19 protein-coding genes and 1 pseudogene are annotated in these 21,743 nt (G+C 70.1%); 12 read left to right on the top strand and 8 right to left on the bottom strand.

The genetic code is table 11. The annotated features are described in order from the left end of the window. The 9 genes from ABD901_RS32830 to dinB form a co-directional block, all read left to right on the top strand. Window positions 1-598, top strand: a 598-nt coding sequence (locus tag ABD901_RS32830) for a DUF4352 domain-containing protein (RefSeq protein WP_345132706.1), incomplete at its 5' end; no start/stop codon positions are given. 263 nt (window positions 599-861) lie between these two features. Further along, the gene (locus tag ABD901_RS32825; protein WP_345132704.1) at window positions 862-1,881 is read left to right on the top strand and encodes a LacI family DNA-binding transcriptional regulator; all 1,020 of its coding nucleotides are present in this window, start codon (window positions 862-864) and stop codon (window positions 1,879-1,881) included. A gap of 147 nt (window positions 1,882-2,028) precedes the next feature. After that, window positions 2,029-3,681, top strand: a complete 1,653-nt coding sequence (locus ABD901_RS32820) for an ABC transporter substrate-binding protein (protein WP_345132728.1) — start codon at window positions 2,029-2,031, stop codon at window positions 3,679-3,681. A gap of 101 nt (window positions 3,682-3,782) precedes the next feature. Continuing rightward, entirely contained in the window at window positions 3,783-4,910 is a 1,128-nt protein-coding gene (locus ABD901_RS32815; protein ID WP_345132702.1) for an ABC transporter ATP-binding protein, read from the top strand. Further along, window positions 4,907-5,887, top strand: coding sequence for an ABC transporter permease (locus tag ABD901_RS32810; RefSeq protein WP_345132700.1), 981 nt, complete (start codon window positions 4,907-4,909; stop codon window positions 5,885-5,887). The genes ABD901_RS32815 and ABD901_RS32810 overlap by 4 nt, the downstream gene beginning before the upstream one ends. A gap of 1 nt (window position 5,888) precedes the next feature. Continuing rightward, window positions 5,889-6,935: an ABC transporter permease gene (locus tag ABD901_RS32805; protein ID WP_345132697.1), complete on the top strand. Its 1,047-nt coding sequence runs from the start codon at window positions 5,889-5,891 to the stop codon at window positions 6,933-6,935. Next, a complete protein-coding gene (locus ABD901_RS32800; RefSeq protein ID WP_345132695.1) occupies window positions 6,932-7,945 on the top strand; it encodes an ABC transporter ATP-binding protein in 1,014 nt (337 codons plus the stop codon). Before ABD901_RS32805 ends, ABD901_RS32800 begins: the two co-directional genes overlap by 4 nt. Window positions 7,946-7,989: 44 nt before the next feature. Then, complete coding sequence (locus ABD901_RS32795; RefSeq protein ID WP_345132693.1) at window positions 7,990-9,384, top strand: GH1 family beta-glucosidase; 1,395 nt, start codon at window positions 7,990-7,992, stop codon at window positions 9,382-9,384. A 33-nt stretch (window positions 9,385-9,417) separates the two neighbouring features. Next, the gene (gene dinB, locus ABD901_RS32790) at window positions 9,418-10,617 is read left to right on the top strand and encodes a DNA polymerase IV (RefSeq protein WP_345132691.1); all 1,200 of its coding nucleotides are present in this window, start codon (window positions 9,418-9,420) and stop codon (window positions 10,615-10,617) included. Window positions 10,618-10,651: 34 nt separating this feature from the next. Here the strand turns inward: dinB and ABD901_RS32785 are convergent, their stop codons facing one another. The 3 genes from ABD901_RS32785 to ABD901_RS32775 form a co-directional block, all read right to left on the bottom strand. Next, on the bottom strand, window positions 10,652-11,176 hold the full coding sequence (locus ABD901_RS32785) for a hypothetical protein (RefSeq protein ID WP_345132689.1): 525 nt from the start codon (window positions 11,174-11,176) through the stop codon (window positions 10,652-10,654). 156 nt (window positions 11,177-11,332) lie between these two features. Continuing rightward, window positions 11,333-12,766, bottom strand: coding sequence for an ATP-binding protein (locus tag ABD901_RS32780; protein WP_345132686.1), 1,434 nt, complete (start codon window positions 12,764-12,766; stop codon window positions 11,333-11,335). After that, window positions 12,763-14,424: an NAD(P)/FAD-dependent oxidoreductase gene (locus ABD901_RS32775; protein ID WP_345132684.1), complete on the bottom strand. Its 1,662-nt coding sequence runs from the start codon at window positions 14,422-14,424 to the stop codon at window positions 12,763-12,765. Before ABD901_RS32775 ends, ABD901_RS32780 begins: the two co-directional genes overlap by 4 nt. Here ABD901_RS32775 and ABD901_RS32770 point away from each other — a divergent pair. Further along, window positions 14,423-14,776 carry a UBP-type zinc finger domain-containing protein gene (locus ABD901_RS32770; RefSeq protein ID WP_345132725.1) on the top strand — a complete coding sequence of 118 codons (354 nt, stop codon included), beginning with the start codon at window positions 14,423-14,425 and terminating at the stop codon, window positions 14,774-14,776. The genes ABD901_RS32775 and ABD901_RS32770 overlap by 2 nt on opposite strands. A 22-nt stretch (window positions 14,777-14,798) precedes the next feature. Here the strand turns inward: ABD901_RS32770 and ABD901_RS32765 are convergent, their stop codons facing one another. Both ABD901_RS32765 and ABD901_RS32760 read right to left on the bottom strand, forming a co-directional pair. After that, window positions 14,799-15,668, bottom strand: coding sequence for an NAD(+)/NADH kinase (locus ABD901_RS32765; RefSeq protein ID WP_345132682.1), 870 nt, complete (start codon window positions 15,666-15,668; stop codon window positions 14,799-14,801). Window positions 15,669-15,678: 10 nt separating this feature from the next. Then, window positions 15,679-16,317, bottom strand: coding sequence for a DUF1275 family protein (locus ABD901_RS32760; protein ID WP_345132680.1), 639 nt, complete (start codon window positions 16,315-16,317; stop codon window positions 15,679-15,681). A gap of 47 nt (window positions 16,318-16,364) precedes the next feature. Between ABD901_RS32760 and ABD901_RS59180 the strand changes: the two are divergent. Together ABD901_RS59180 and ABD901_RS32755 are read left to right on the top strand one after the other, a co-directional pair. Beyond that, window positions 16,365-16,712: pseudogene (locus ABD901_RS59180) on the top strand (ATP-binding protein); the annotation flags it as partial. A 282-nt stretch (window positions 16,713-16,994) separates the two neighbouring features. Beyond that, a complete protein-coding gene (locus tag ABD901_RS32755) occupies window positions 16,995-17,165 on the top strand; it encodes an ATP-binding protein (protein WP_345132678.1) in 171 nt (56 codons plus the stop codon). A 124-nt stretch (window positions 17,166-17,289) separates the two neighbouring features. On the opposite strand, the gene ABD901_RS32750 is transcribed toward ABD901_RS32755, so the two are convergent. The 3 genes from ABD901_RS32750 to ahcY all read right to left on the bottom strand — a co-directional run bounded on the left by ABD901_RS32750 (window position 17,290) and on the right by ahcY (window position 21,709). Continuing rightward, on the bottom strand, window positions 17,290-18,696 hold the full coding sequence (locus ABD901_RS32750; RefSeq protein ID WP_345132676.1) for an MFS transporter: 1,407 nt from the start codon (window positions 18,694-18,696) through the stop codon (window positions 17,290-17,292). A 452-nt stretch (window positions 18,697-19,148) separates the two neighbouring features. Continuing rightward, window positions 19,149-19,688 (bottom strand): dihydrofolate reductase family protein, encoded by a 540-nt coding sequence (locus tag ABD901_RS32745; RefSeq protein ID WP_345132673.1) that lies wholly within the window; start codon window positions 19,686-19,688, stop codon window positions 19,149-19,151. 494 nt (window positions 19,689-20,182) lie between these two features. Then, on the bottom strand, window positions 20,183-21,709 hold the full coding sequence (gene ahcY, locus ABD901_RS32740; RefSeq protein WP_345132671.1) for an adenosylhomocysteinase: 1,527 nt from the start codon (window positions 21,707-21,709) through the stop codon (window positions 20,183-20,185). Window positions 21,710-21,743: the final 34 nt, after the last annotated feature.

Here is a 21,743-nt window from a genome sequence, read left to right as displayed (position 1 = left end):
GGGCGGGCGGTCCGCGCCGCTGCCGCCGCCGCCACCGCCGCCGCGGCGCCCGCCGCGCCGGGTGGGCCGGGGCGTGGCGACCGGCGTCGCCCTCGCGGCGATGCTGGCGTGCCTGCTGGGCGGGCTGAGGCTGGCCGAGAGCGCGGGCGGGCGCGGCGGGCAGGCCGCGGACCGGCCGCCGTCGCCCTCGCCGTCCCCGTCGCCGAAGCCGACCAAGACGGTGACGGACGGCAAGCTGCGCTTCTCCGTCGCCAAGTTCACCTGCGGTGTCACGCAGGTCGGCGACTGGCCGCTGGTGCAGAAGCCGAAGGGCCAGTTCTGCCTGGTGGAGCTGAAGGTGGAGAACACCGGCGACAGCAAGGGCCGGGTGTGGATCGGCAACCAGAAGCTGCGTGACTCGGGCGGCACGGAGTACGACCCGGATGCGTGGTCGTTGCTGTACTACGACAAGACGCGGCCCCTGGCCAACGACATCGGGCCGGGGGAGACGGTGCAGGGCACGCTCGTCTACGACGTGCCGACCGGGCTCACGTTCACGGAGCTGCGCGTCAAGTCCGGCCTCGTCGGCGGCGCCAGCAGCGGGATCAAACTCGGCTGACCGGCTGTGAGAGCGCTCCATGGGAGCGTTTCCGCCAAGGTCATGAGTGCATCGCCGGTGCGGCCGCAAACGCATCGACGGTGATCCCGAGCAAACACCATGGGCAGTGCCTTGGCAAGGGTTGCGGTGTCGTTAAGTTTCGTTACATCCGTGTTATTGACACCACTGTCCGCAATCCGATTTAGTGTGCCGGAACCGGTTGCGGAACCGGTTCCAGAACACGCTCTCTTGCCAGAAAGCGCTCTCACCGGAAGGATCGCGGCGTGCCGATAACCATCGCCGATGTCGCGGCGCGAGCGGGGGTCAGCAAGACCACCGTTTCGCGGGTGCTCAACGGCAAAGGGGAGGTCGACGAGGCGACCGCGGCACGGGTACGCACGGTCATCGACGAGCTGGGCTACGTGCCCAGTGCGCGGGCGGTCAACCTCGCGCGGGGGCACACCCGGGTCATCGGGATGCTCGTGCCGTCGCTGACCTGGCCGTGGATGGGCGACATAGTGCAGGGCGCGGTGGACGTCGTGGAGTCGGAGGGATACGGGTTGCTGCTGTTCACGTGCAACCGCGGCGCCGAGTCCATGCGCCAGTTCTCCGCGCAGGTCTCCGGCAAGGCGTTCGACGGGCTGCTGGCCATCGAGCCCGAGGGGACCCTGGACTACCTGGCCGACCTGTACGCCGGCGGCCTGCCGGTGGTGCTCATCGACGATCGCGGCGACAAGCCGCTGATGCCGTCGGTGGCGACGACCAACCGGGCGGGCGGATCGCTCGCCGCCCGGCACCTCGTGGAGATCGGCCGGCGACGCCCCCTTGTCATCACCGGCTCCGAGAAGTTCGGCTGCACCCAGGACCGGCTCGGCGGCTTCGCGGACGTGTTCGCGGCGGCCGGCGCGCCGATCGACCCCCGGCTCGTCATCGAGGGGGACTTCACCTACGAATGCGGCGCGGTCGCCGTCCAGCGGGCGCTGGACGAGGGCCTGGAGTTCGACGCCGTGTTCGCGCACAACGACCTGTCCGCCGCGGGCGCCCTGCAGGCGCTGCGGCTCGCGGGCCGATCGGTGCCGCAGGACGTCGCCCTGGTGGGCTTCGACGACATCCTGCAGTCGGCGCACACCGAGCCGCCGATGACCACCGTCCGCCAGCCCATGCGCCAGATGGGCGAGATGGCGGCCCGCCGGCTCATCGCCCATTTCGACGGCACGCCGTTGACGGCCGAGCCGAACATCCTGTCCACCACGCTCGTCGTGCGCGGTTCGACCGTGCCGGCGCAGCCCGAGCGCAACACCTGAAGGTTCTACGTCACGCCGCACCACTGGGCGGGACCGGCCGCAAGGGTTCCGTCGTCATTCCCGATTTTGTAAATGTCCGCCCCACCTGTCGATCCAGGTACAAAAGGAGACACCCCCGTGTTGACCAGACGCTCCGTTCTGCTCGGCATGGCCGGTCTGCTGGCCACGTCGACCACTCTGGCCGCGTGCGGCGACTCGCCGAACGAGAAGGCGAAGAATAGCGGCGCCAAGACGACGGTCCTGACCGTCGGCATGCCCAACGGCCCGCTGACCGAGAACGAGAACCCGTTCCTCACCACCTCGGCCGGGGCCAAGGACGGCTACCGCTGGGTGGTCTACGAGCCGCTGATGATGTGGAACCCCGTCAAGCCGGCCGACCCGATGAAGCCGTGGCTGGCCACGAAGGCGGAGTGGAACAAGGACTACACCTCGGTCAAGGTCACGATCCGTGACAACGCCGAGTGGTCCGACGGGCAGAAGCTCACCGCCGACGACGTCGCGTTCACCTACAAGCTGGTGCGTGACAACGAGGCCCTCAACTCCGGCGGCGTGCCGATCACCGACGCGACCGTGAGCGGCGCGGACGTGACCATCACGTTCAAGTCCCCGCAGTTCGTCAGCCAGCAGAAGGCGATCGCCCAGATCCCGATCGTGCCCAAGCACGTGTGGGAGAAGGTCTCCGACCCGAAGTCCGAGGTCAACAAGAACCCGATCGGCTCGGGCCCGTACACCATCAAGTCCTTCACCCCGCAGACCACGACCCTCGTGGCCCGCGACAAGGGCTACTGGCAGGCGCTGCCGCAGGTCAAGGAGCTGCGGTACACCTCCTACAACGACAACAACGCGCAGACCACGGCCCTGGCCAACGGCGAGTGCGAGTGGAGCTTCGTCTTCATCCCCAACGTGAAGACGGTCTTCATCGACAAGGACGCGGCCAACCACAAGATCTGGGCCCCGCCGGTCCTGGGCATCCACGGCCTCTACATCAACACCACGAAGGCGCCGTTCAACGACCCGAAGCTGCGCGTCGCGATGGGCATGGTCATCAACCGCGACGACATCTTCACCACGGCCGAGGCCGGCTACTTCCACCCGCTGGTGAAGAGCGTGACGGGCCTGCCCTCGCCGGCCGGTGACGCCTACATCTCGGACGAGTACAAGGGCAAGGACTACAAGGTCGACGTCGAGGGCGCCAAGACGCTGCTCGCCAGCGCCGGCTACAAGCTCGACGGCAACACGCTGAAGGACCCGTCCGGCAAGCCGGTCACCCTGACGCTGACCGACCCGGCCGGTTGGTCGGACTACCAGACCTCGCTGGAGATCGTGAAGGCCAACCTGGCCACGATCGGCATCAACGCGACGGTCGACAAGGCCAACCAGGACGCGTGGTTCAAGAACGTCGAGGCCGGCCAGTTCGACGCGGCGTTCCGCTGGACCGAGGGTGGCTCGACCCCGTACGACATCTACCGCACGGTGATGGACGGCGACCAGCTCAAGCCGATCGGCACCGCCTCCCCGGCCGGTAACTTCGGCCGCTTCGACAGCAAGGACGCCACGGCGGCGCTGCGCGCCTACGCGGCCGCCACCGACGACGCGGCCCGCAAGACCGCGCTCGCCACGCTGCAGAAGATCTTCGTCGAGCAGGCCCCGATGATCCCGGTCGGTGCCGACAACATCGGCGGCGCCTTCAGCACGAAGAACTGGACCGGCTGGCCGGACGACGCCAACCCGTACGGCGCCGCTCAGCCGACCCAGGCCAACGCGCTGGACGTCATCCTGCACCTCAAGCCGTCCGCCTGATAATCGGATCGGACCGACACCGCTCCCCGGGTGGCCCTTGCGCGGCCGCCCGGGGAGCGGTACCCCATGAGGACGACACCCCCGAGACAGGACCAACGGCAATGACGTTGAGCGAGAGCCCGGCGGCGCCGGTCGGCGAGGTGGTGCTGGAGGCCGAGGGCCTGACCAAGCACTTCCCCGTCCGGCGGAAGCTGAGCGACATCTTCACCGGCAAGCGGGCCGTCGTGCACGCGGTCGACGACGTTTCCCTCACCCTGCGCCGCGGCAGGGTCACCGCGCTGGTCGGCGAGTCCGGCTCGGGCAAGTCCACCGTCGCCCGGCTGTTCGCCCAGCTGTACCCCCGCACCGCCGGCGACCTGCGCCTGCACGGCGAGACGACGAAGGTCCACGGCGGGCGCCGGTTCCGCGACTACGTCAGCCGCGTGCAGCTCATCTTCCAGGACCCGTTCGGCTCGCTCAACCCGGTCCACACGGTCCGCTACCACCTGACCCGGGCATTGAAGATCCACGGCAATGCCGGCAAGAACGCCGAGGAGCTCGAGGCCGCCCTCGCCGCGCTGCTGACCCGGGTGGCGATGACCCCGCCCGAGCGCTACATCGACAAGTTCCCGCACGAGCTGTCCGGCGGGCAGCGCCAGCGCGTGGCCATCGCCCGCGCTCTCGGTGCGGACCCCGAGGCGCTGCTGGCCGACGAGCCGGTGTCGATGCTCGACGTGTCGATCCGCCTCGGCATCCTGAACCTGCTGCGCGACCTCAAGGAGCGGCTCAACCTCGCCATCCTGTACATCACGCACGACATCGCCTCGGCGCGGTACTTCGCCGACGAGACGATGGTGATGTACGCCGGGCGGATGGTCGAGGGCGGCGACAGCGAGTCGGTCACGCAGAACCCCGCGCACCCCTACACCCGGCTGCTCATCGAGTCCGCGCCCGACCCGGACCGCATCGCCGGCATCGCCGACGCGACCGCCAAGGACCGCGGCAACGGCGAACCGCCGAGCCTGATCCGGCCCCCGTCCGGCTGCCGGTTCCACCCCCGCTGCCCGCACGCGATGAAGCGCTGCACCGTCGACCTGCCGCCGCGGCTGGAAGTCGGCGGCGAGCCCGGCCACTGGGCGGCCTGCTGGCTCTACGACGCCGAGACGGTCGCCAAGGAAGGCGTCGGCTCGGCCGCCGACCCGTCGATCCCCACGCCGCCGGCGCTGCACCTGCCGGAGGAGGCACGATGAGATTCCTGCTGCAACGCCTCGCCTTCTACCTGTTCACGGCGTGGGCGGCGATCACGATCAACTTCTTCATCCCGCGGATGATCCCCGGCGACCCGATCAGCTCGTTCCTGGCCCGCAACCAGGGCGCGGTGTCCGCCGACGCGATCCAGTCGCTGCGAGTGCTCTTCGGTCTCGACCAGAAGCAGAGCCTGTGGCAGCAGTACCTCGACTACTGGGGGCAGCTCTTCCACGGCGACCTGGGCCTGTCCTTCACGTTCTTCCCGTCCACCGTCTCCGAGGTGATCGGGCAGAGCCTGCCGTGGACGATCGGCCTCGTCGGCATCACCACCGTGATCAGCTTCATGGTCGGCACGACGCTGGGCATCGGCGCCGGCTGGCGGCGCGGCACGTGGATCGACGGGCTGCTGCCGGCCACGACGTTCCTGTCCTCGATCCCGTACTTCTGGCTGGGCCTCGTCGCGATCGCCGTGTTCACCGGCCCGGGCAGCTACTTCCCGTCCTCCGGCGGCTACACCCCCGGCCTCGTGCCGGCACTGGACCAGTACTTCATCGGCTCCGCGATCAACCACAGCGTGCTGCCGGCCGTCACGATCCTGCTGTCCTCGATGAGCGGCTGGATCCTCGGCATGCGCAACATGATGGTCACCGTCTCGGCGGAGGACTACATCACCGTCGCCCACGCCAAGGGCCTGTCCGAGCGGCGGGTCGCGTTCAGCTACGCCGCCCGCAACGCGCTGCTGCCCAACGTGTCGGCGTTCGCGCTGTCGCTGGGCTTCATCGTCGGCGGCACCCTGCTGGTGGAGATCGTGTTCTCCTACCCGGGCGTCGGCTTCCAGCTCTTCCAGGCCGTCGGCGCGCACGACTACCCGCTGATGCAGGGCATCTTCCTGGTCATCACCATCTCGGTGCTGGTGGCCAACCTGCTCGCGGACGTCGCGTACCTGCTGCTCGACCCGCGCACCCGAAAGGCAGGCTGAGATGACCGCCACCCCCTCGAGCATCGAGCAGGTCATCCCCGGTCAGGGCGCCATGGCCCAGCCCGACGTCACGCCGGCGGGCAAGAAGGCCAAGCGCAGGCGGTTCCGGTTCATCGCCAACGGCAAGGCGACCACCGGCCTGGTCATCCTCGCCATCTACGTGCTGTTCGCGATCATCGGGCCGTGGGTCGCGCCGTTCGACCCGGACAAGATCACCTCGGACGTGCTGCAGGCGCCGTCGGCCAAGCACTGGTTCGGCACCTCGCACCTCGGCCAGGACATCTTCAGCCAGATCCTGGCCGGCACCCGCAGCGTGGTGATGGTCGGCGCGATCGCCGGCATCGTGGCCACGGTCCTGTCGATCCTCGTCGGCGTCACCGCCGGCTACCTCGGCGGGGTCATCGACGAGATCCTGTCGGTGCTGTCCAACGTGTTCCTGGTCATCCCCGGCCTGCTGCTGATCATCATCATCTGCACTTCGCTGCCGCGCGTGAACGACCTCACCGTCGCCCTCGTCATCGGCCTGACCAGCTGGTCGTGGGGCTCACGCGTGCTACGAGCACAGACCCTGTCGCTGCGCCAGCGCGACTACGTCGAGGCGTCGCGGGCCACCGGCGAGAAGACCTGGCGGATCATCTTCTTCGAGATCCTGCCCAACCTGACGGCCATCATCGCCTCCGGCTTCGTCGGCACCGTCATCTTCGCCGTGCTGTCGGAGATCACGCTCGCGTTCATCGGCATCTCCTCGGTCAGCTCGTGGAACTGGGGCACCATCCTGTTCTGGGCGCAGGGACAGCAGGCCCTCGCGCAGGGCGCCTGGTGGTGGTTCGTGCCCGCGGGCCTGGCCATCGCCATCCTCGGCACGGCGCTGAGCCTGGTGAACTTCGGCATCGACGAGTTCGTCAGCCCGCGGCTGCGCACCTCCGGCCACGGCCCGAAGCGCACCAGCACCGGCGAGAAGGTGCGGATGAAGGTCGGCTTCACGCCGGTCATCCGCCCCGTCGAGCCGACCGGGACGATCGACATGAAAGACGGTGCAACGCGATGACCCAGGTCCTCACCAGGCCGCTGCTGGAGATCAAGAACCTCAACGTCGACTACGGCCTCGGCGACGAGGCCGTGCACGCGGTGCGCGACGTGAGCCTGACCATCCACCGCGGCGAGGTCGTCGGCCTCGCCGGCGAGAGCGGCAGCGGCAAGTCGACCCTGGCCTACGGCGTGACCCGGCTGCTGCCGCCGCCCGGCGTCGTGGCCGGCGGCTCCGTCACCTACCACCCGCCGACCGGCGAGCCGTTCGACGTGCTGAGCCTCTCCCACGCGGAGCTGCGCAAGTTCCGCTGGGCCGAGACGTCGATCGTGTTCCAGGGCGCGATGAACTCGCTCAACCCGGTGCACAAGGTCGACGTGCAGATGATGGACGCGATCAAGGCGCACGAGCCGCAGCTGTCCAAGGCCGCCCGCCTGGACCGGGCCAAGGAGATGCTGCGCCTCGTCGGCATCTCCGAGGACCGCCTCGACGCCTACCCGCACCAGCTCTCCGGCGGCATGCGCCAGCGCGTCATGATCGGCATGGCGCTCGCCCTGGAGCCGCAGCTGGTCATCATGGACGAGCCGACCACCGCGCTGGACGTCGTCATGCAGCGGCAGATCCTCGGCCAGCTCGTCGAGCTGCGCGAGCGGCTGGGCTTCTCGGTGCTGTTCATCACCCACGACCTGTCGCTGCTCGTCGAGTTCAGCGACCGGATCGCGATCATGTACGGCGGCCGGATCGTCGAGGAGGCGCCGTCCGCCGACATCTACCGCGACCCGCTGCACCCCTACAGCGTCGGCCTGCTGCGCTCGTTCCCCGCCCTGCGCGGCGATCGGCGCGAGCTGACCGGCATCCCCGGCTCCCCGCCGGACCTGCGGGGGATGCCGTCCGGGTGCGCGTTCCACCCGCGCTGCCCGAAGCGGTTCGAGCCGTGCGACAAGGAGATCCCGGTCCTGGGCAAGCCCGACGACCATGTCGGACCGGCCCGCACCGTGGCGTGCTGGCTGCATCCGGTCACCGCCGGATAGCACCGCGCTGCCGCGTCATCATCCACGAACAACCCAGGAGAACCATGGACACGACCGCGACCCCCCTCGATCTCGCGAACCCGATCGCCACGCTCCCGCCCTCGTTCCGCTGGGGTGTGGCGACCTCGGCCTACCAGATCGAGGGCGCGGTCGACGAGGGCGGGCGCACCCGGTCCATCTGGGACACCTTCTGCGAGGTCCCCGACGCCGTCGACAAGGGCGACACCGGTGAGGTCGCGTGCGACCACTACCACCGCATGCCCCAGGACGTGGCGCTCATCCGGGACCTCGGCGTCGACCTGTACCGCTTCTCCGTGGCCTGGCCGCGCGTGCAGCCGCGCGGCCGCGGCCCGGTCAACCCCGAGGGCATCGGCTTCTACGACCGGCTCACCGACGAGCTGCTCGCCAACGGCGTCGAGCCGTGGGTGACGCTGTACCACTGGGACCTGCCCCAGGAGCTCGAGGACGCCGGCGGCTGGCCGGAGCGCGACACCGCGTACCGCTTCGCGGACTACAGCATGATGGTCTTCGACGCGCTGCAGGACCGGATCAAGACGTGGACGACGCTGAACGAGCCGTGGTGCTCGGCGATGCTCGGCTACGCCTACGGTGCGCACGCGCCGGGCCGGCGCGACTTCGCCGCCTCGATGCGGGCGGTGCACCACCTGCTGCTCGGCCACGGCCTGGCCACCCAGCGGATGCGCGAGGCCAGCGACGGGCGCCACGAGTTCGGCATCACGCTGAACATGGGCGTGTCGACGCCGCAGACCGACTCCGCCGCCGACCGCGACGCGGCCCGCCGCTCCGACGCGCTGGGCACCCGCATCTACCTCGACCCGCTGGTCCACGGCCGGTACCCGGCCGACCTCGTCGACGACCTGGCCCGCCGCGGCGTGACGCTGCCGGTCCAGGACGGCGACCTCGAGGTGATCAGCACCCCGCTGGACGTGCTCGGCGTCAACTACTACTTCTCCGAGACCGTCTCCGGCGTCGACGAGGACGGCAACAACACCGACCCGGACGGGCTGCCGGTCACCCGGGTCATCCCGACCGGCCGGCCGATCACGGCGATGGGCTGGGAGATCGTCCCCGAGGGCTTCACCCAGCTGCTGGTGCGCCTGCACAACGACTACGGCCTGCCCATCTTCGTGACCGAGAACGGCTCGGCGTTCGACGACGTGCCCGACGAGACCGGCTTCGTCGACGACGAGGACCGGGTGGCGTACTTCGACTCCCACATCGGCGCCGTCGCCCTGGCCCGGCAGCAGGGCGCGGACATCCGCGGCTACTTCGCGTGGTCGCTGATGGACAACTTCGAGTGGGCGTACGGCTACGACAAGCGCTTCGGCATCGTCCGCGTCGACTACGACACGCAGGAGCGCACCCCGAAGCGCTCGGCGCACTGGTACCGCGACACGATCCGCTCCCTGCGCGCCTGAGTATTCCCAGCTCACCCGGCTTTGTGCGAACATATGTTCGTGCCGGGTGGTGCTGCTCATATCCTGCACGCCGACCTCGACGCGTTCTACGCCTCCGTCGAGCAGCGTGACGACCCCCGCCTGCGTGGCCGACCGGTCATCGTGGGCGGGGGTGTCGTGCTGGCGTGCAGCTACGAGGCCAAGCGCCGCGGGGTCCGCACCGCGATGGGCGGGCGGCAGGCCCGGGCGCTGTGCCCGGAGGCGATCGTGGTGCCGCCGCGCATGTCGGCGTACTCGGCGGCGTCGAAGGCCGTCTTCGAGATCTTCCGCGACACCACCCCGGTCGTGGAGGGCCTGTCGATCGACGAGGCGTTCCTCGACGTCGGCGGCCTGTACCGCATTGCCGGCGCCCCGGTGGGCATCGCCGAGCGGCTGCGGGACCGGGTGCGCGCCGACGTGGGCCTGGCCATCACCGTCGGCGTGGCCCGCACGAAGTTCCTGGCGAAGGTGGCCAGCGGCGTGGCCAAGCCCGACGGGCTGCTGCTCGTGCCGCCGGACGAGGAGCTGCAGTTCCTGCACCGGCTGCCGGTGGAGCGGCTGTGGGGCGTCGGCACGGTCACCGCGGCGAAGCTGCACGCGCACCGGGTCACCACCGTCGGGCAGGTCGCCCGCCTCGGCGAGGCGACGCTCGTGTCGCTGCTGGGGGAGGGCCAGGGCCGGCACCTGCACGCCCTGGCGCACAACCGCGACCCGCGCCCGGTCGTCGTCGGCCGGCGGCGCCGCTCGATCGGCGCGCAGCGGGCCCTGGGCCGCGGCCCGCACCCGCGCCCGTTCGTGGAGGCGGTCCTGGCCGAGCTCGTCGACCGGGTGAGCCGCCGGATGCGCACGGCCGGCCGCACGGGCCGCACCGTGGTCCTGCGGCTGCGCTTCGCCGACTTCACGCGGGTCACCCGCTCCCACACGCTGCAACGCCCCACGTCGCACACGCAGACGCTGCTGGACGCGGTGCGCCGCCTGCACGAGGCCGCGGTCTCGGACATCGCCAACCGCGGCCTGACGCTCGTCGGCATCGCCGTCGCGAACCTCGACAACGACGACTCGCTGCAGCTCGAGTTGCCCTTCGACGTGACATCCGGGGCCGAACTGGACACGGCCCTGGACCGGGTCCGTGACCGGTTCGGCTCGGCGGCGCTGACGCGCGCCTCGCTGCTGGGCCGCAGGCAGGGACCAACCGTTCCGCTGCTTCCGGACTAGCTTCCTAGGATGCGGTACACGATGTGCCCCCGCTTCAGACAGGGTTGCCACAGCGCCCGGCCAGGACTCCGCAGTTCCGGCAGGCTTCGCCCGGCTGCCGGTCCTCGTTGCCGCAGACCAGGCATCGTCCGGCGGGGTCGGCCCCCGCGGCGCACGCGTCAAGCACCCGGCCCACCACAACGGGGAGCGGTTCGACCGGATGCTGCTGCGGGTCGGGGCAGTAGGCGATGGCGTGGCAACCCCAGGAGTCCCACGGATGCGCCGACGCGGGGACGCGCCGGCCCTCCCGCTTCCGCAGTCGGCGGCGGACGGCAAAGGCGGCTGCCCGCGGCAGGACCAGAGCGCGGGCCATCTCGAGCTCGTCGAGGGCTCGGACCAGCGACGAGGGATCGGCCTCGATACCGCCGACGATGCGGTGTGTGGTCGCCAGGTGGTGCCAGGTGGCCCGGAAGCCGTACGGCGCGAAGTGGTAGAGACAGTTCCGCAGGTGCATCCGGCGCTGACGGGGGCCGATGCTCTCGTCACGAACCCGGCGGGCGGTCGCGGGGAAACTGGTCACCCCAGCATGATCACAGAGAGGCTTCACCCCTCGGGCTTTGCGTGTTTTCCTAGCATCCTAGGACGGCTTAGGCAGCGTGCCTAACGGCACGCCTCTTTCAAGAACGATCGGCGCTTCGCGCCGAACTGCTCCAACCAGAGCAGCAGGCCTTGAGGGTTAGGCGGTCTCGGTGAGGGGGAGCAGGACGGTGAATGTGGTGTCGCCCGGCTCGGAGGTGACACGGATGTCGCCGTGATGCTTCTTGACGACGATGCGGTAGCTGATGTCCAGGCCGAGTCCGGTGCCTTCGCCGACGGGCTTCGTAGTGAAGAAGGGTTCGAAGATCCGGGGGCGGACCTCGGGCGGGATGCCGGCGCCGGTGTCGTTGATGTCGACGGCGAGGCACTTGCCGGTTTCGTCGAGGCGGGTGGTGATGGTGAGGGTGCCGGCGCCGTGCATGGCGGAGACGGCGTTGTCGATCAGGTTCGTCCAGACCTGGTTGAGCTCGGCGGCGTACGCGGGGATGGTGGGCAGTTGGCGGTCGTAGTTGGTGTTCACGCGGATGCCCTGGGGGATCTTGGCGTTGAGCATGATGAGGGTGGCGTCGAGCAGGTCGTGGACGTCGACGACCTGGAATGGTCCGCGGTCGAGTTGTGAGTATTGCTTGGCGGCGTTGACGAGGCCGGAGATGCGCGCGACGGCGTCGTCGATTTCGCCCATGAGCAGTTCGGTTTCGATGGTGTAGGAGAGCCATCGGATGGCGGGTTCGAGGTCGAGGTCGCCGATGCACTCGGCGATGTCCTGGAGCCAGGGGACGTCGACGCCGCCGGCGACGAGGTTGGGTGCGAGGTCCCAGGCGCCGTTGACGTCGTGTTCGTCGAGCCAGTCGCCGATGGCGTCTTCGGCGTCGCTGGTTTCCAGTGCGGTGCGTTTGGGGGCGTTGGCGGCCTTCTTGACCGCGGTTTCCTGGAGCTCGACGAGGCCGTGGAGTTTTTCGCCGTCGAGGCGGCCGTCGGCGATCATGGCGAGTTTGTGGCGCATACCGGCGACTTTGTCGCGTAGTACTGCGGTGGCGCGGACGGCTGCGGCGGCGGGGTTGTTGAGCTCGTGGGTGAGGCCGGCGGAGAGGGAGCCCAGGGCGAGGAGGCGTTCGCGTTCGGCGACGGCGTTGTTGCTGTTGCGCATGCCGAAGAACAGGCCTTCGAGCAGGTGCATGGCCATGGGGAACCATTGGCGGATGGTGGGGCCGAATTCGGCGGCGGGCAGTTCGTAGACTTCGGCGTCGGTGATGGCGTGCATGGTGTTGTTGTAGAGCTGGGGCACCTGGTCGCCGAGGTATGCCTGGGTGGCGCCGCCGTAGACGCCGATCTGGTCGGTGCGGGAGACTTCGACGTCGTCGCCGCGGATGTTGCGGCTGAGGGCGACGGTGCCGGAGAGCAGGACGACGAAGCAGGTGGCGGGTTCGCCTTCGGTGTAGACGGCGGTGCCGGCGGGGTGGGTGACGGCCCGGCCGCGGGTGGCGAGCCAGTCGAGCTGGGTGTCGTCGAGCTGTTCGAAGAGGAAGAGCTTGCGCAGGTCGGTGGGGGACAGGCTGCGTGCGGGGGTGGTCATTGTCCCTCCACGAGGTACCGGTGGACGAGTGAGACGGCCATGGCGCCTTCGCCGACGGCGGAGGCGACGCGTTTGACGGAGTCGGCGCGGACGTCGCCGGCGGCGAAGACGCCGGGGACCGAGGACTCGAGGTGGTAGGGGTCGCGTTGCAGGAGCCAGCCGGGTGGGGGGCTGTCGCCGGTGAGCAGGTCGGGGCCGGTGAGGACGAAGCCGCGGGGGTCGCGTTGGACGGTGCCGTCGAGCCAGTCGGTGCGGGGTTCGGCGCCGATGAAGATGAAGAGCCAGGAGGCGTTGACTGTGCGGGTGGGTCCGCCGTCGATGGGTCGTAGTTCGAGTTGTTCGAGGTGTTCGTCGCCGTGTGCTGCGGCGACTTCGGTGCAGGGGTGGATGGTGATGGTGGGGACGGCGGCGATCTGGTCGATGAGGTATTGGGACATGGAGGCGTTGAGGTTGGGTGCGCGGATGACGAGGTGGACGTTGCGGGCGTAGCGGGAGAAGAACATGGCGGCTTGGCCGGCTGAGTTGGCGCCGCCGACGATGTAGACGTCCTGGTCGGTGCAGCTGGGTGCTTCGGTGGCGGCGCTGCCGTAGTAGACGCCGCGGCCGTGGAGGTCGGCGAGGCCGGGTGCGGTGAGGCGGCGGTAGGCGACGCCGGTGGCGAGGATGACGGCGTGTGCGCCGATGGTGGTGCCGTCTTCGAAGTGCAGGATGCGGGTGTTGCCTTGGATGTCGAGGCGGGTGGCACGGCAGGCGGTGAGGAGTTCGGCGCCGAATTTGACGGCTTGGCGGCGGGCGCGGTCGGTGAGCTGGGCGCCGGATACGCCGTCGGGGAAGCCGAGGTAGTTCTCGATGCGGCTGGATTGGCCGGCTTGGCCGCCGGTGGCGCGTTCTTCGAGCAGGACGGTGCGGAGTCCTTCGCTGGCGCCGTAGACGGCTGCGCCGAGGCCGGCGGGGCCGCCGCCGACGACGACGAGGTCGTAGAAGTCGTTGGTGGGGGTGGTGGTGAGGCCGACGTGGGTGGCGAGTTCGGTTTCGGTGGGGTTGACGAGGGTTTTGCCTTCGGTGGTGACGACGAGGGGTACGTCGTTGGGGGTGAGTCCGGCGGCGGTGAGGAGGCGTTGGCCTTCGGCGTCGTCGGTGGTGTACCACCGGTAGGAGATCATGTTGCGGGCGAGGAAGTCGCGGACTTTGAAGGATGGTGCGGACCAGCGGTGGCCGACGATCTTGACGTCGGCGGTGGGGCGGTCGGGTGCGGCTTTCCAGGCCTCGAGCATGGCGTCGATGACCGGGTAGAGCTTCTCTTCCGGCGGGTGCCAGGGTTTGAGCAGGTAGTGGTCGAGGTCGACGATGTTGATGGCCTGGATGGCGGCGTCGGTGTCGGCGTATGCGGTGAGCAGGACGCGGCGCGCGCGGGGAAAGAGGTCCATGGCGGCCTCGAGGAACTGCAGGCCGTTCATGTTGGGCATGCGGTAGTCGGCGAGCAGGACGGCGACCTGTTCGCCGCGGAGTTTGAGTTCTTTGAGGGTGTCGAGGGCTTCCTGGCCGGAGTCGGCGCGGACGATGCGGTAGTCCTCGCCGTATTGTCTGCGCAGGTCGCGGGCGACGGCGCGGGAGACGGCGGGATCGTCGTCGACGGTCAAGATCGCTGGCTTGGCCATGGGGTCAATCCAACCACGCTGTTGGGCGGTCGACGAATGTGGTTGTGGGTACGGTGGTGACGTGAGTAATGGGTGTGCGCATCTTGATGTGATTGGGCCGGTTGAGCCGTCGGCGGATGGTTGTGAGGACTGTCTGGCGGTGGGCGGTCAGTGGGTGCATCTGCGGTTGTGCCTGACGTGTGGCCATGTGGGGTGTTGCGATTCGTCGCCGGCGAAGCACGCGACGGCGCATTTCCACAGCGTGGGGCATCCGTTGGTGCAGTCGTTCGAGCCGGGTGAGGACTGGGTGTGGTGTTACGCCGATGAGGCGTTGCTGCGGGTGCCCGGTCTGCCGGAGCACTCGCACAGTTAGTTGCCGGGGCCTCGGGGCCGTTTTAGGGCAGTTCCACTTCGAGGCTGCCGTTGACCTGGAGTTTTCTGCGGGCCCGTTCGTAGAAGGTGGTGTAGCCGAGGCGCACCACCTTCGCGGCGCTGGGTGCGGCGGAGACGGTGAGGGTGTCGCCGGGGTTGAGTTCGCCGAGGACTTCGCCGTCGACTTCGACGACGAGGCGGCCGCTGGTGGGCAGCAGTTCGAGGTCGAGGTCTTCGTTGGGGGACAGGACGAGGGCGCGGTTGAAGGCGGAGTGCGCGGCGGCGGGGACGACGAGGATGCCTTCGACGGTGGGGGAGACGATGGGTCCGCCGGCGGAGAAGCTGTAGGCGGTGGAGCCGGTGGAGGTGGCGACGATGAGGGCGTCGGCGGAGTAGCGGACGAACGGGTAGCCCTGCATGGAGATGGCGACGGCGGCGAGGCCGTGTCCAGGGGTGCGGACGAGGGCGATGTCGTTGAAGGCGGTGACGTTGGTGCCGTCGGGCAGCTGGGTGCGCACGGCCATGCGGGGTTCGACGGTGAAGCGGTGCGCGTCGATGGCGGAGAGCGCTTCGGGGAGTTCGTCGACGCCGATTTCGGCGAGGAACCCGAGCCGTCCGAGGTTGACGCCGAGGACGGGGGTGGGTTTGCCGGACAGGAGTCGCATGCTGCGCAGCATGGTGCCGTCGCCGCCGAGGCTGACGACGAGTGAGGCGCGCCCGACGAGCTCGTCGGCGTTGACGGCGACGGCGGTGCAGTCGATGCGGTCGACTTCGTCGGGCAGGCCGAGGACGGTGGCGTCGCGAGCTTTGGCCCAGTCGATGATGGCGTCGATGGCCGGTTTGGAATCTCGGCGCGGGTGGAGGACCAGCCCGACGGTGTGCACCATCCCCATTGCAGGAATTCTACGGCGTGTAGGCGGCGGCGGGTTGTGGGGCGGGCGTCGGTGGGCGGGGCGGCCTGGGCGGGACGGCGTGCACGACGCATGCGCCGGCGACGAGGGCGACGGCGGGTAGGGGCCCGAGCCAGGGGATGTGGTCGAGCAGCAGTGCCGCGCCGGCGGCGCCGATCGGTACGGCGATGAGCGGCGGCCCGTCGGCGGCGAGCCTGGCGCGTCCTTGGGCGAGGCGGGTGAGGGTGCCGGTGAGGTAGGTGGTGGGTGTGTCGGTGTCGCGTAGCGCGGCGGCCTGCAGCCCGGTGGCGATGGTGGCGAGGGCGAGCAGCGGCAGCTGGGTGGTGCCGTGGGGGTCGTGGCCGGCGATGGCCCAGCCGCCGCAGAGGGTGCACAGGGCGGCGAGTTCGGCGACGAGGCAGCGGGCGGGCGGGATGTGCCGGGCGAGGGTGACGGTCGCGGCGTAGACGGCGACGGCGAGGGCGGCACGGGTGGCGGCGCCGGTGAGGTGGTGCGGGTCGGTGGCGGCGGCGACACCGACGAGGACGAGGTTGCCGGTGATGACGCTGGCGAAGATGCCGCCGAGGTACAGCAGGGCGAGCCCGTCGACGTAGCCTGCGGCGAGGGCGAGTATCCACACGGTGCGGCGCACGGTGTCCGCCTTCCCGTTTGGTTGCGGTCGACCCTCACCCACCTGGGATGAGGATCCGGTGGCGGGGGTACGTTGCGTTGTCGGATGTTTTTGGTCGATTGTTTTTGATCGGGGATTGTTCGGTGGTGTCGATCGCATTGCGCCTGGCGTTGCACCTGCCCCGGGATGCCGCGACGGTACCGCTGGTCCGCCGCCTCCTGGCCCAGTCCCTGCAGACCTTGGGCGTGGCGTCGTCGTGCCGCGACGACATCGGCCTGATCGTGACGGAGGCGTGCACGAACGTGATTGAGCACGCTCAGCAGACCGATGACTACGAGATCACGATCGAGGTGAGCTCGTCCCGCTGCGTGATCCACGTCGTCAACGCTGGTGCGGCGGTGGATCCGTCGCTGTTGTCGCCTTCGCCGCGTTCCGCTGTCCCGGCGTCGCTTCCGGCGTCCGCGGCGTTACCTCCTGCTCGGGCCTCAGTTGCCCAGCCCGTTGTTCCGGCTGCTCGTCCCGCGGCCGGGGCTCCCGTCGCCCAGCCCGCTGTTCCGGTTCGCCCGCCCGCGTCGCCGGCGCCCCCGCGCCCGCCAGCTGCGCCGGCGGCTGCCCGCCCGGCTCCTGCCCAGCCTCGCCCGGCCGCGGGTGAGCCGGTTTCCGCCGTCCCCGCGTACGGCCGGCCCACCACGGCGGCGATGGATCCGCTGCTGGACGCGGTGCTCGACGAACACGGCCGGGGCCTGCACATCATCCGTTCGCTGGCCGACGAGCTGTACCTGACACCCGCCCTGGCCGGCGGCCTGGTCCTGCAGGCCGTGATCACACTGCGGTGGACCGCCGACGCCGCGGTGTGGCAGCACCACTGACCGCGCCCCCGGCCTCGTTCCCGACCTGGACCTCGACGTCGACCCTGTCCTCAGCCTGGTCTGCGACCTCAACCTTGCCTGGTCTGCGACCTCAACCGGGCCTGGCCTGGTCTGCGACCTCGGCCTAGTCTCCGACTTCGACCGAGTCCTTGATCTCGGCGTGGTCCACAACCTTGACCCGGACCTCGTCCTTGATCTCGACAGGGTGGCCGACCTCGCCCTGCTGTCCGAGCGCATCCGCACCCGCCGCCGCGGCTGCCTCGGTCGCACTCCCGATCCGCCCGACGGCATCGACAACGAACGCCACCAGGGCCCCCGCGATCCCGACGCCGACCGCGGCCCGCGCCGACCAATGCTCGATCACGACCCCGGCAACGGCGGTCCCGAGCGCGTTCCCGGCCATCGTCGCGGTACTGGTCCACATCCGCGCCTCGGTCACGGTCCCCGCGAGCGCAGCCCGCTCCGTCACCTCATAGGCAACCGCGTTCAGCGGCGCAACCGGCGCTCCCGCCACCGCGAACAACACGGCGAGCCACCACAGCCCGACAGGCAGCAACAGCGGCACGAGCGCCACGCCCATGAACCCGACGAGCACCACGGGTCGCATCCGCATCACACCGGCCCCGACGAGGCTGCCGAACGCACACGCCCCGAGCAGGACCCCGGCGAACCCAGCTCGTCCGTGCCCTTCGGCAAACCCGGCGGCGGCGACCTGCAGCGCCCCGAGGGTGACCCCGATCGCGGTCCGCGACACGACGAGTACCCGAATCGCCCGGGCCCGCAGCGCGCCGAGCACATCCACCCGCGCCCGACGTTCGGCGACCGCGCCCTTACGCCGGGTCATCGCTTCGACCTGACCCGCCCGTTTGACCGAACGCCGCCGTTGGACCGGGGCCGTCGTCCGGCCGGCACGGTCGCTGGAGTCGGACCCGTCGCGTGACCCGGAGTCGCTGCGGGAGGCGGCGCGCGACGGCGGCAGCAGCGCGAACACGACCGTGGCACCACCGGCGATCGCAGCGGTCAGAACCAGCCCGAGTGCGGGTCGCCCGAGCGCGGCGACGAGCCCGGCGATCAGCGGCCCGGCAATGAACCCGATTTCCAGCAATGCACTTTCGAACCGGTACGACGCCCGCCGCTCCCGCTCGTCCTCGAGCATCGCCACCCAGATACCGCGCATCCACGCCCCGACCGGCGGCCGGGCCGCCCCGCCGAGCACCGCGATACCCGCCACGACACCGAGCGGCACGCGCGGCAGCCCGGCGATCGCCAGCAGCGCCCCGGCGTGCACAGCGGCCGTGACGAGCAGCACCCTGGTCGCCCCGACCCGGTCGACGAGCCGCCCGGTGACCGGCGCCCCGCACGCCGTACCGACGGCGAAGCACCCGGCGACGAACCCGGCGGCCGCGAACGAGCCCCGGCTCTCCTGCACGAACAGCACGAGCGCGAGCGCCACGGCCCCTCCGGCGAGCCGCACGAGAAGGTTCATGGCGGACAGCCCGACCGCGTACGGCTTGCGCAGGATCTTGAACACTCAGGAGTTTCTACGCCTCCCGCCCGCGTCGCGGCCACCGGATTACGCCCAGTGGCAATCCCGATCAGGGTGCCTACGCCGCGCGCGGGCGACACGTCCCGCATACGTGCGACGTGGGCGTGCACCCGCCGAAACCGGGACCTCCGTCCGCGACCGCCCGGCCTCGCTGGGGCTTCGGCGCGGCGCGGTGCCGCGGATCGTGCCGGCAGCAGCACCGCGACCCAGCCGTCGCGGCGCGCGACCGCAGGTCGCCGCACGTGCGACGTGAGCGCGCACCCCATCGAATCGGGGACCTCCGTCCGCAACCGCCCCGGTTTCGGGGCGGTTGCGGCGCGGCGCGGTGCCGCTCCTGCCGCAGGTCGCTGCGGACTCAGGTCGCCGGCTCGCGCGAAGCGCGGAAGCGGGCCGGCGGTGCCGTTGCGGATTATCGAATTACGATTACCGGATTGCAGTTATTTGATAATCCGCATCCAGATGTTGATCGCCTTCGGGGTGTGGCTCACGTGCAACTGTTCCATGCGCACCTGCGGGCCCGAGGGGCGGTCGAGCAGGCGGGTGCCGCCGCCGAGAAGTACCGGGGCGATCAGGGCCAGGACCTCGTCGAGCTCGCCGGCGTCGAGGCATTGGCGGGCGACGTCGGCGCCGAGGACGTTGACGTAGCGGTCGCCGGCCGCGGCCTTCGCCTCGCGCAGTGCGGTAGCGACGTCCGGGACGAACGTGATGCCGTCGCCGGCTGGGCGCGGGTGGTGTGTGACGACGAACTGAGGGCCTTCCCAGCCGCCGCCGAACGGCTTGCCGGCGCGTTCGGTGCCCTTGTACGGGTCGTCGCCGCCGTACGTGCGGTTGCCCACGATCAGGGCGCCGATGCGCGGGACGAGGTCGTCGACGAGCTCGTTCGGGCCGAGGTGCGGGGTGACCCAGCCCATGTCGCCGCCGGGGCCGGCGATGAAGCCGTCCAGGGACATGGTCGCGGAATACAGGATTGTCGCCATCGTCGTTTCCTCCGTCGTCAGGGGGATCGTCCGTCCTGAGACGAGTCAGCGCCGGTGATTTCATCGGTTGCGCGCAAGGCTGGCGGAGATTGCCGCTGCCGTCGTGTGCGCCGGACACCGCCGCGCGGCGGACAGCGGTGGGCGCCGACGCTGCAGCGCCCACCGGACCTTGTAGGCGCCCGGGCCTTTATGTACGAACGTGGTCACGTTCTGCGGACGCGGCCGGGTACGGCGTGGATTGGCGATCGCCGCGGTGCCGGCAGCACAGGGTGCCGGCACCGCGGCTCGGGTGCGGCAGTCGACAGTGCTCGGCGACCGCCGGCATCCGCGCTGGGCGCCGGCATCCGCAGGTCGGCTGGCTGCTCGAGCCCGGGCAGTCGGCCCGACGCACGGTGCCACCCCAATGCGGGTTGCCACCGCGACGCACAGTGCTGGCCGGTGCACTCGGTGCACCCGCCGGTGTCGAGCGGCGGGTGCACCGAATGGTGTGACGGTCAGTAGCGGTAGTGCTCCGGCTTGTAGGGGCCGGCGACGTCGACGCCGATGTACTCGGCCTGTTCCTTCGTCAGCTCCGTAAGGTGTACGCCGAGCGCCTCCAGGTGCAGGGCGGCGACCTTCTCGTCGAGGTGCTTCGGCAGGCGGTAGACCTGCCGGTCGTAGGCGTCGGGCTTCGTGTACAGCTCGATCTGGGCGATCGTCTGGTTGGTGAACGAGTTGGACATGACGAAGCTCGGGTGTCCGGTGGCGTTGCCGAGGTTGAGCAGGCGGCCCTCGGAGAGCACGATGATCGCGTGGCCGTCGGCGAACGTCCACTCGTGGACCTGCGGCTTGACCTCGGTCTTCGTGATGCCGGGGAGCGCGGCGAGGCCGGCCATGTCGATCTCGTTGTCGAAGTGGCCGACGTTGCCGACGATCGCGTTGTGCTTCATGCGGGCCAGCTGGGCGGCGGTGATGATGCCCTTGTTGCCGGTGGTGGTGATGAACACGTCACCGGTGGTGATGACCTCGTCGAGGCGTACGACGGGCAGGCCGTGCATGGCGGCCTGCAGCGCGCAGATCGGGTCGATCTCGGTGACGACGACGCGGGCGCCCATGCCGCGCAGGGCCTCGGCGGCGCCCTTGCCGACGTCGCCGTAGCCGCAGACGACGGCGAGCTTGCCGGCGAGCATGACGTCGGTGGCGCGGTTGAGGCCGTCGAGCAGCGAGTGGCGGATGCCGTACGTGTTGTCGAACTTCGACTTCGTGACGGAGTCGTTGACGTTGATGGCCGGGAACAGCAGCTCGCCGGCGTCGGCGAGCTTGTACAGGCGCTTCACGCCGTTGGTGGTCTCCTCGGTGACGCCGCGGACGGCGGCGGCGATGCGGGTGAACCGCTGGGGGTCACGCTGCAGGCTCGTGGCGAGGGTTTCCAGGATGATGCGGTACTCCGTGTCGTCGTCCGGGCTGGCCTGCGGCACCTGGCCGCGGGTTTCGAACTCGGCGCCCTTGTGGATGAGCAGGGTGGCGTCGCCGCCGTCGTCGACGATCATGTTCGGGCCGAGGATCTCGCCGTTGTCGCCGGGGAACTGGAACAGCTGGTCGGTGCACCACCAGTACTCCTGCAGCGTCTCGCCCTTCCAGGCGAACACGGGGGTGCCGGCGGGCTGCTCGGGGGTGCCGGTGGCGCCGACGACGACCGCGGCGGCGGCCTCGTCCTGGGTGGAGAAGATGTTGCACGACACCCACCGGACCTGCGCGCCGAGCGCGACGAGGGTTTCGATGAGCACGGCGGTCTGCACGGTCATGTGCAGGCTGCCGGCGATGCGGGCGCCGCGCAGCGGCTGGGTGGCGGCGTACTCGCGGCGGGTCGCCATCAGGCCCGGCATCTCGTGTTCGGCGAGGCGGATCTGGGTGCGGCCGGCGGCGGCGAGGGACAGGTCGGCGACGGCGAAGTCGATGCCGTTGCGTTGCTGCAGGTAGGGGTGGGTTGCCGCGACGTGCTGGCGGTCTGCGGCGGTGGTGTAGGACCGGTTTTCGGACATACCTGAGGTCACCTCCTGGTGACAGGAGGCGCCC

The sequence above is a fragment of the Dactylosporangium darangshiense genome (genome assembly GCF_039537565.1).
GTDB lineage: Bacteria > Actinomycetota > Actinomycetes > Mycobacteriales > Micromonosporaceae > Dactylosporangium > Dactylosporangium darangshiense.
Note: the sequence above shows the minus strand (reverse complement) of the source record. Positions and strands in the feature narration are given on the sequence as shown.

Excerpts from the sequence above, each read along its gene's own strand:
- ABD901_RS32820 (WP_345132728.1), top strand. The coding sequence starts at position 2,029 with ATGGCCGGTCTGCTGGCCACGTCGACCACTCTGGCCGCGTGCGGCGAC.
- ABD901_RS32815 (WP_345132702.1), top strand. The coding sequence starts at position 3,783 with ATGACGTTGAGCGAGAGCCCGGCGGCGCCGGTCGGCGAGGTGGTGCTG.
- ABD901_RS32810 (WP_345132700.1), top strand. The coding sequence starts at position 4,907 with ATGAGATTCCTGCTGCAACGCCTCGCCTTCTACCTGTTCACGGCGTGG.
- ABD901_RS32805 (WP_345132697.1), top strand. The coding sequence starts at position 5,889 with ATGACCGCCACCCCCTCGAGCATCGAGCAGGTCATCCCCGGTCAGGGC.
- ABD901_RS32800 (WP_345132695.1), top strand. The coding sequence starts at position 6,932 with ATGACCCAGGTCCTCACCAGGCCGCTGCTGGAGATCAAGAACCTCAAC.
- ABD901_RS32795 (WP_345132693.1), top strand. The coding sequence starts at position 7,990 with ATGGACACGACCGCGACCCCCCTCGATCTCGCGAACCCGATCGCCACG.
- dinB (WP_345132691.1), top strand. The coding sequence starts at position 9,418 with ATGTTCGTGCCGGGTGGTGCTGCTCATATCCTGCACGCCGACCTCGAC.
- ABD901_RS32780 (WP_345132686.1), bottom strand. The coding sequence starts at position 12,766 with ATGACCACCCCCGCACGCAGCCTGTCCCCCACCGACCTGCGCAAGCTC.
- ABD901_RS32770 (WP_345132725.1), top strand. The coding sequence starts at position 14,423 with ATGGGGTCAATCCAACCACGCTGTTGGGCGGTCGACGAATGTGGTTGT.
- ABD901_RS32775 (WP_345132684.1), bottom strand. The coding sequence starts at position 14,424 with ATGGCCAAGCCAGCGATCTTGACCGTCGACGACGATCCCGCCGTCTCC.
- ABD901_RS32765 (WP_345132682.1), bottom strand. The coding sequence starts at position 15,668 with ATGGGGATGGTGCACACCGTCGGGCTGGTCCTCCACCCGCGCCGAGAT.
- ABD901_RS32755 (WP_345132678.1), top strand. The coding sequence starts at position 16,995 with ATGGATCCGCTGCTGGACGCGGTGCTCGACGAACACGGCCGGGGCCTG.
- ABD901_RS32745 (WP_345132673.1), bottom strand. The coding sequence starts at position 19,688 with ATGGCGACAATCCTGTATTCCGCGACCATGTCCCTGGACGGCTTCATC.
- ahcY (WP_345132671.1), bottom strand. The coding sequence starts at position 21,709 with ATGTCCGAAAACCGGTCCTACACCACCGCCGCAGACCGCCAGCACGTC.